Here is an 8,373-nt window from a genome sequence, read left to right as displayed (position 1 = left end):
TTTTTGCAAGAAGGCATCTATGCCCAGAGCCATCAACTCTGCCTTTGCCTCTTCTCTATTTAGATGTGGCATAGCTCTCAACTGTACATCTAGGAGGGCATCAACAGCCTCTTCCCGCACAGTAGCCTCAGACTGGCAAAGAGCTTCAGCAAACATGAGCAGTATCTCTGAATAGCGATAGACTCCTAGCTGATTTACCTTTGGTGCTGAGAGGTGTTCTCCCTCTCCGGTGAGCCAAAAGTAGGGAGCAGGGTCAAAGACCTCAAAGACAGTCTTATTACCCTCTTGGACCTTGAAGAAGGAGTGGAAATATTGTCTATCCTTTGCTCGTATATCCTCTTCTGAATAGAACGATTGCAGTAGCTTGCTGGGCTGGTAAGCATTAAAGGCAACAGTGGTCTGCACATTACTCCAGCCCTTCGCCTTGCTAGGGAAAGAGAAAATAGCCCGTGATCTACCTTCTTTTACCTGCCAAGTATGCAGATACTCTGGAGCCATAGGGTTCTGGCGCAACTTATTGTAGGCAGATAAGTCTTCACTGGAGCCATGCCCTGTAAGTTGATACTTCCCCGATGCTAAGATAGGTCTCAAGATAGCGGTAGCTTCTGCCCACTTGTTTTCTCGCAGTGGCAAGCCACTCATCTGCATATAAACTTCTGCCAAAAGAGCTCGAGCAATGAAGGCACTAACTCGAGATTTATTCTCGATAAATGTTTTATGTGGCAAGCGAGCAATAGCATCTTGAAGATCTTTAACGACTAAAGAATAAAGAGTGGCCTCTGTCTCTGATGTTGGGCTGGTACGAGCTGTAGGGTGAGCTCCAAATGTTCTAAGTAGGGAAAAACGATTAAGGGCTCGGAAAAACTTAGCCTCCCCTTGTAGTCTCTCCCGATCTTGGGCATTCACAGACGGACTGTCATTTATGCGCGCTATAATGGTATCGGCTTGCTCAATAGCGTCGAAATAACTCGTGTATAGTTTCTTGCTAAGCTCTTCTACCTTAGGGCTACTCACCTTCCCTTGATGTAGATTGGGATAATAGCCCTCGCTAGCTTCACTCTCAATAAGTCCCGAGAGATAAACAGACCAAGCTAAGGGGAGACCTTCATTGGCATCGGCCTCTAGGGAGATGGAGGGATAGCCAAGATGATACAAAACATCGACAGCAGCCTGAGCTTCCTCTTTATTCTGATAGGCATTCTGTATCTGAGGATGTATCTCTCCCGTAGGTTGCTCCTTCTCACAAGCCCACAAAAGGCTACAAAAGATGGCTAGGCAAGAGCTTTTAATGAATGTACTTAGGTGCATATAGGTGAATGACATTCTAGAATGAGAAACTATAGGCAATTTGACTCGTAATAGAGGAGCTTCTCGGAGTCTGTAGGTTATGGAAAGAACGACTCTGATAAGATAAACTTGCATTTAGGCTATGTCGCTTGAGGAAGCGATAACTCGCTTGATAGCGGAGGTTGAATATGCTAGCCTGTAGCACCCCTTCATCGTGCGTTTGATTATAAGATAATGTTAGCCCCATACTCATCGCATCTTTCAAAAGACGCTTATTGAGATTAAGCATAGGGCCAACAGTGAACATATTCTTACGAAGAGCATAGTTGTTGCTCCCATTAACACCAAAGTTTATAGCAAGCTTGAGTGCTGAAAAGTCAATGCTATAGTTGCTGGATAGGTTAAGAAAGCGAGTGAGCTTACCTGGCATAATATATCCGCCCTGTTTATCTGCACCTTCTTGATAGCCTATGCTCGCCGAAAGACTATGGTTTTGTGCTTCACTCTTCTTGACCTGCCAGTTCATGTTGAGGTCAAGGCTGTTGTTGAGCTGTACAAAGTTTAGCGTATCAAGATTCTCATAGGGCATCTGCTGATTGATATAATCAAAACTGGATTTGATATTACGATGCCCCTGAAAGCTTGAGGCCGACAGCGACAGTGAGAAACGATCACTGGGCGTGAAGCCGATATTGGCTGAGCCCACAAAGCGCTTGTTCTTTTCTTTCTTGTCGTCGGAGAGGTCATCTCGCTGTACCCCACCACTCAGTGCTAGGCTTAGTTGATCGGAGAAGAAGTTTCGACTGTAATTGACTGTTAAATTCTCGTAGTCATTATTAAAGTAGTAAGCTCCGAGAGTCTCATAGTCTGGGCTAATACGCTCATAAGCAAGACCGACCTGATTACCCAGTAGCTTATAGCTAAGCTCAGTCTTAAAAGCGTGATAAGGTTTACGAGCATTGGTGCGGAGGTCTTGCTGCATCAGACTAAGACCATACTCAAAAGACCACTGCAGATCTTTGATGAGACTAAGTCCTCCCTCGATACCCAATGCAAGGTTGGCTTTGGGACTAAGACCAAGTGCATCGGCATCAAAAGAGATAACATCAGCTTTATCTTTAGCCGTAAACACAGTACCTCCAATGAAGAATTTATCCCCATCATAGCGACTCTTGAGCCCGTAGCCCCAGCGCTCGTAGCTTGGTCTAATACTAGGCAACTCGGGATTGAAGTCAACCCGACGTAATAATCGACCACCCATCGCGGAGATTTGCCACTTCCCGGGTGTGAGCTCTAGCCCCAAACCCGTAAACTGATGCCCACTCATCGTATAAGGGCTAAAGGTCATCGACACATCGCCAATATGTGCCTTGATCCACTTATAGGAGGGGTGTAGGCTGAGACGATTAGGAAGAGATGGGTAGCTGAACTTAGAGCCGTAGTTGTTGAGGTTAAAAGACAAGGGGATGTTGAAAAGCTCATACACAGAGATATTAACTGCCCCCGTCACTTGATAAGTAAAGCTTTGCCGTGCTTGCTGTGGCTTAGCAGAAAAGTAGGAGGCACTCGTCGAAATACTACCACTAATCTTGATGGGCTTCTTCTTCCGGAATCTCATGACCTCCTCTATATTCACATTCTGAGCCTTCAAGCTTGGTGAAATTGCCAGCATAGCTATAGCTGCGAATAAAGAGAGGGCTATCGTGGCGTATATCCTTGATGTACGTAGCGTAGACATAATCTTATTCTCCTGGTCGTTTTTCCATCTTGACATCTGCAAGAATGTATGATTGAGCTCCAGCCTCCACAAAGCCTTTGACTCTAATAATCCCCCTACGGCCATCAGTGGTTCTAAACAGAACGAAGTGTGGGTTCTGTGTTTTGGTGAAGTGCCTTCTACTAGGCTCCGCCCACTGAGTAAATCGAGAAAGAGCTTGTGCATTATTTAGGGCTTTAAAGCTATCATTACTGACTAGGATCCCCATAGCTGATGGGCTATTGATGAAGGTAGTGGCTATAGCATTGGGGATCGCCGGGAAAGCGTTAGCTCGTGCCTCAAGAGGAGAGAAGAAATAGCAATAATTGAATGAGGAGTTCAACGCAAAGAACCCGAAGTCAATACTTGCCCCTACATTCTCTTGTGCGATACGCTGAGAGGTTAACACGCCCCCTAAGCGAGAGGAATAGAAGCAACCGATACTATTCTTAGCTTCGTTAATGCCAAACTTAAGATCTTGCTGAAAGACCAGACCACTATTGGGCTTTATCGTCAATGTCTTCTCAATAACCTTCTCCTCCTTACCGTTGCTTGCAATCAGTCTAAGGCGATAAATACCAGCCCGCTCAAAACGTACAGAAGGGTGCTCAGCAGTAGCGCTATCTATCGTAGCACCCTCGCAAGACCAACGATAGCTTAGTCCTCCACGGGTGAGGTTCCGAGTCTGTAGCGTTAAAGGGGCTTCCCAGTCTTGGTCTACGGCAATGGGCTCATAGTTGAAGTCTGCCTGCATGGCGGGCTGTAGCGTGAAGCTTTTGCTTAGCTCCTCATAACGACTGCCATTGAAGACCTTGAGATGAATGCGATGCGTGCCTCCATCCGCAAAAGTAACAGCGGAGGGATATTGCTCTGTAGATGAGCTGGGACTACCTCCCTCAAAAGTCCACTCATAGCGACTACCCCCTCGGCTCTTATTGCTGATAGATACTACCCCTGGAGCAATATCATTGATGGCAATAGCATAGTCAAAGTCAATACTCATCGCAGAGTCCACACGGATAACTTGCTCGCTGACACGCTCATCAACAGCATTCCATACACGTAAGCGGATCTTATGCTTACCCGCTTCTGTGAAGGTTACAGACTCGGGAGCTCTATCCCTTGAGCTGGCTGGCACACCGCCCTCAAACGTCCACTCATACTCGTCGGCTCCATAGCTATTGTTCTGTAGCTTGACCGTCACCGGAGAGGTCTTATCCTCTGCAATCGTAACCTCAAAGGACGAGGCAATAGGCACGGCCGTCTCTTTGAGACAAGAGCTAAGGAGCAATAGTATTGCGACAGATAAGAGTAATCGCTGAAACATACAAAACAAACGTTTGATATTATTCATAAAACAAAAGCACTTAGAGTCCACTCACAGACAAGGCAAGAGTCAACAGCGAAACAGACTGCATATTCTTTGCGTTAGAACCCATCAGTTATGGAATACAAGCTAGCCAATTATGCCAAGTTCTCGATTCCTATCCTGCGGTACTGTTATACCTATATCCAAAGAAGCCCACTCTACCGTTTTGGGGATAATGAGGACCGACCATTAAGACTCTTACTCTTCGACCCGAAATAGCGTTGATATTTTACGACATAGAGATCTAAGCCAAGAGGGGAAATATCGACCTTTGGAGCGCTGCTCCTCTGTGTCCTCTTCCTCTAGTGGAGGATATAGATACTCGGGAGCAAAGTTCTCGGGATCATACTCTCTGATAATTCCACACTCTAGGAAGTACTTGTAGACGCTTTCCTCGGGTGCCCTCAAGTCTAGCTCGTAGATCCGCTCTTCACCCGTGTATACTGGTTTCTCATCAGTGTCATCTAGTGCTCGAAAGCGCTCTACGGCAACGAGCTTATCGACATCCTCTACTGGAATGATGATATACCCTCCTGGACAGTATTGCTCTCCCCTGCTTTCCTTAGTATATGTAGGCGCTCCATACCTCTCTATGAGGTACTCTTTTTCTTCGGGACCGATGAAATTCGTGTCGCAATAGATCACATTCATATAGGCTCTAGAGACCTCATAGCGTATCGTGTGGGGACCGAGTACTGCTTGCACTTTAATAGAGCTCTGAGCCAGAAGCTTTGGGGTAACTTCTGGCTGATATAGGAAGAGCTTGTAAGGATCTGGATGTCCTGTGGTGTATAGTTCACCCTCACGCTCTAGCTCCAGAAAGTGGTCTTGCAGCGCTTCCAAGAACTCTATGTCTGGAGCTCTATCAGCCCAGCTATCTAGGTAACGATCAAAGACTACATACCCCTCTTTAACTAGTTGCTCGACCCTTGATGGGTCTTTCAGCAACTCACATAAGTGTGCATAGAATGCTGTGCTCTGCTCGGGATAACAGCATTCGATTTGATACTCACAGATCCTTATTTTTCGTCCCATGTAAATTTCTTTTTTCCTTTTGATTTAGATGTTATTTTTAATACATATTGTCGTATTTGGCTACCTGCCTGATCGTATATTGTTAGTTGGGTGCCCTGGGGTAGGCTGATGCCCTCAGATAGATAATACTCTGGAATGATGGTTCTTGAAGAGCCAGACATCCCAGTATTTGTATAAGGAGCTGGATTATCCATAAGAATGTTGGGAACTTCAAATGGATGCATGATTTGGGTCTCCCCTGGATAAGGGAATTCAATGATCGCAAAGCCTTCGTTGGGCTTAAAGCCTGTCCCCTCATAGTCTAGCCTTAGGTACTCTATCATGTTTTTAGCGCTGCTAACCTCATAGTCCTTAGCTTTCGCTATAAACTTCTGGACAGATGGTACTTCCTCATATTGGAGGTAGTATTTTTTTGCGTCAGCTAGAGTTATCACCTTGCGAAGCATTTCTCCTGGTTCAGGTACGGGGAGGTATCTTCGACATAAGTCTTGGAGCTCGCTCAGTTCTGCAGGAGTTATGGCTTCTAATGCAGCTTTAGCATTCAACTTTATAATCCTTTTAAGATTTGCTTTTCCGAGGGCATTTGAGATGTGTGGCGCTATCTTCGGATTGAAGATGAATGGAGCCTCAATCTTTGTCGTAAGCTTTATGATTTCATACTGCTTATACAGCTTCTCGAATCCCTCAGATTTAATTGATCTTAGAGACGATAGATATTCGAAGAACTTTTTACTCCTCACCCTTGAAATCTCACATAGTTGCTTCGCCCTATAGATAAGGTTCACCTTACTAATGGCTCGTATTAGCTGTGGAGCATTAGCCACAGCATCAGCCACCATTGCTGTATTGTATAAATTCTCCCAGGCTTGATAAAAATCCTTGTGCTTTGCATCATACTCAGTACTACTACCGAGTTTCAAGCGTCCATCCTTGAGAGCTTCATCAATACCTGCGACGAATCCAGCCCCTATAGTAGTATATGCAGCCCAAGAGCCTCCCCCTGTATAAGGAGAAGCTAGAACTGCTGCACCTATAGCTAGATAGTTACCTGCGCTCCTGACCTTATCCCAAGAGGCTTTATCATTAAGTAGCTGTTGGTAGATGACAGCTAAGAAAGCTGGGACAACATACTCCTCCCTAGCTTTAATGCCAAGTGCGCTATAGTCCCTAGAAGCAAGGAGGATAACAGGCTCAAAAAGATTAAGATTGAGTTCTGTATTAAATAGACGCGTTCTAGGTATTGATGTCCTAGGAGGAGTAAAGTATGTGAGATCTAGAACACCTAAGAACTTTTGAGAAACAATAGCTTGGCCGCTATCAAGTCGTCCCTCGAAGGCGCTTCTTAAAAAGAGCTTATAAGTGTAACCACTATCACTCTGTTGAGTATAATAAGCTTCACTCCCGTCATTGGGTACGCCTATACAAATTGGAGTGGTTGATGCAATGGGATAGCTATACTCATTAAGATCTGGATGTCCAATATTTTGAATAGTCCCGAGACTAATAGGAATATTCAACTCCTTATAGTATTCTTTGATCCAAGAAGCTAGCCCCGTTGCCAATGGAAGGATATCGGCTATCGTGACATCATTGTTAAAAAAGCCTTTGCTTTTATTGAAGATGATTTCAATCCACTTCCCTCCATTGGCCATAAAGCCATCTCGGAGCAAACGAAGACGATCTATTTTAGGTGTACTTAAAACAAGTTTATCCAAGAAGAACCTATCTCCAAGACTTAGCTTCCCAAAGGAAAACTCCCAAACGCTATCATCAATATCAGAGCGAATAAGTTTACTTAGTATCTCAAGACGTACATCAATACTTATGTGTTCAAAGAAACAAGGCTCATTGCGATATTGCTTTAGAAGACTAATGAGCTCTTGTATATCCCCCCTCAGTTTAGTCTTTAGGTGATCTTGGTAGCTCTTCTGTAGAGCAACGACATCCTCCGCGCTACAATCTAGAGGCTCAGATTGCTCTGTCCAAGCTCCCTGAGCAGGAGATTTAGCGCTATCAATACATGCTACAACCTTAGAAGCATTCTCCTTCTTATGTATGAGGCTTAATAGAGCTCTCTTTGCCGCATCAATTTGCTTATTTTTCTTGAGCTCCAAGACTTCAGACAAATCACTGTAACTAACTAGCACATAAGCCTTCTTACCACAATCCTTATCAAGATTATAGAACAGATATACTGGAACATTTGTGTAAGCCTCGCTTTCTATAGTATAGATCTTATCTGAGCTAGTAGAGCGATAACAAGAACCATCCCAAGCATAGCATTCATTAGTCTTATCTGATAGCGGGAGCCCAAAACCGGGTAAAGTACCTTGTACTGGCTTAAATCCATAGATATCTGAAACATATAGAGTTTTGGATCCAGCAATTCGAACCAAATCAAGATTGGGTGTTAGAACAGCCCCCGATTTAAAGTGTGCATCCTTATCTCTGTCTAGTGCTGTGAATGGAGCTGGATTAGAGATGATATTCCACTGGAATGCGGCGAGCTGAACAGCCTCGCTTCCCATCGTGTAGTCCATGAGGTTCGCGGTTTCACCCTGTGACTTCTTACCTCCGTACTCATCGTCGAAGCTATGTTGGAGCGTGAAGAGGCCATGCCCCAGTTCGTGGGCTAGGGTACGGGCAAGGCTTTTCCCATTGGGGCTATTGCCTGTAAAGATGTAGCCGAAACGACTCTTGCGAGGCATTAAGCCCTCTACATCCTCGAGCTTCGATGATTTGCTTAGCTCTGAGCTAAGCACAAAGACACAGACCTCATCCTTGTCGAGTGGGTGTTGCTCTTCGTAGCTATCACGGAGCTTCTTAAGGTCTTGCCTGATATGCCCGTTCGATAGCTCTGCTTGGAAACTATCCCTCTCGGAGAGCCTAAACTCTACCCCTACTTGCTGGTAGATGTTATTGAGGT

General features: G+C 45.0%; 5 protein-coding genes. All 5 read right to left on the bottom strand.

Annotation, left to right across the window (positions count from 1 at the left end; translation table 11 throughout):
• The coding region (locus HMPREF1323_RS08450; protein ID WP_009433736.1) for a RagB/SusD family nutrient uptake outer membrane protein at positions 1-1,323 on the bottom strand (1,323 nt) is incomplete at its 3' end.
• A 1-nt stretch (position 1,324) separates the two neighbouring features.
• Positions 1,325-2,959 carry a hypothetical protein gene (locus tag HMPREF1323_RS08445; protein WP_198004382.1) on the bottom strand — a complete coding sequence of 545 codons (1,635 nt, stop codon included), beginning with the start codon at positions 2,957-2,959 and terminating at the stop codon, positions 1,325-1,327.
• A gap of 70 nt (positions 2,960-3,029) precedes the next feature.
• Complete coding sequence (locus tag HMPREF1323_RS08440) at positions 3,030-4,397, bottom strand: PKD domain-containing protein (RefSeq protein ID WP_044124276.1); 1,368 nt, start codon at positions 4,395-4,397, stop codon at positions 3,030-3,032.
• A gap of 213 nt (positions 4,398-4,610) precedes the next feature.
• Positions 4,611-5,447, bottom strand: coding sequence for a hypothetical protein (locus tag HMPREF1323_RS08435; RefSeq protein ID WP_009433734.1), 837 nt, complete (start codon positions 5,445-5,447; stop codon positions 4,611-4,613).
• The coding region (locus HMPREF1323_RS09260; RefSeq protein ID WP_009433735.1) for a hypothetical protein at positions 5,432-8,373 on the bottom strand (2,942 nt) is incomplete at its 5' end. The genes HMPREF1323_RS09260 and HMPREF1323_RS08435, both read right to left, overlap by 16 nt.

Source organism: Porphyromonas sp. oral taxon 279 str. F0450, from assembly GCF_000292995.1.
Lineage (GTDB): Bacteria > Bacteroidota > Bacteroidia > Bacteroidales > Porphyromonadaceae > Porphyromonas > Porphyromonas pasteri.
This window is presented reverse-complemented; position numbering and strand designations above follow the sequence as displayed.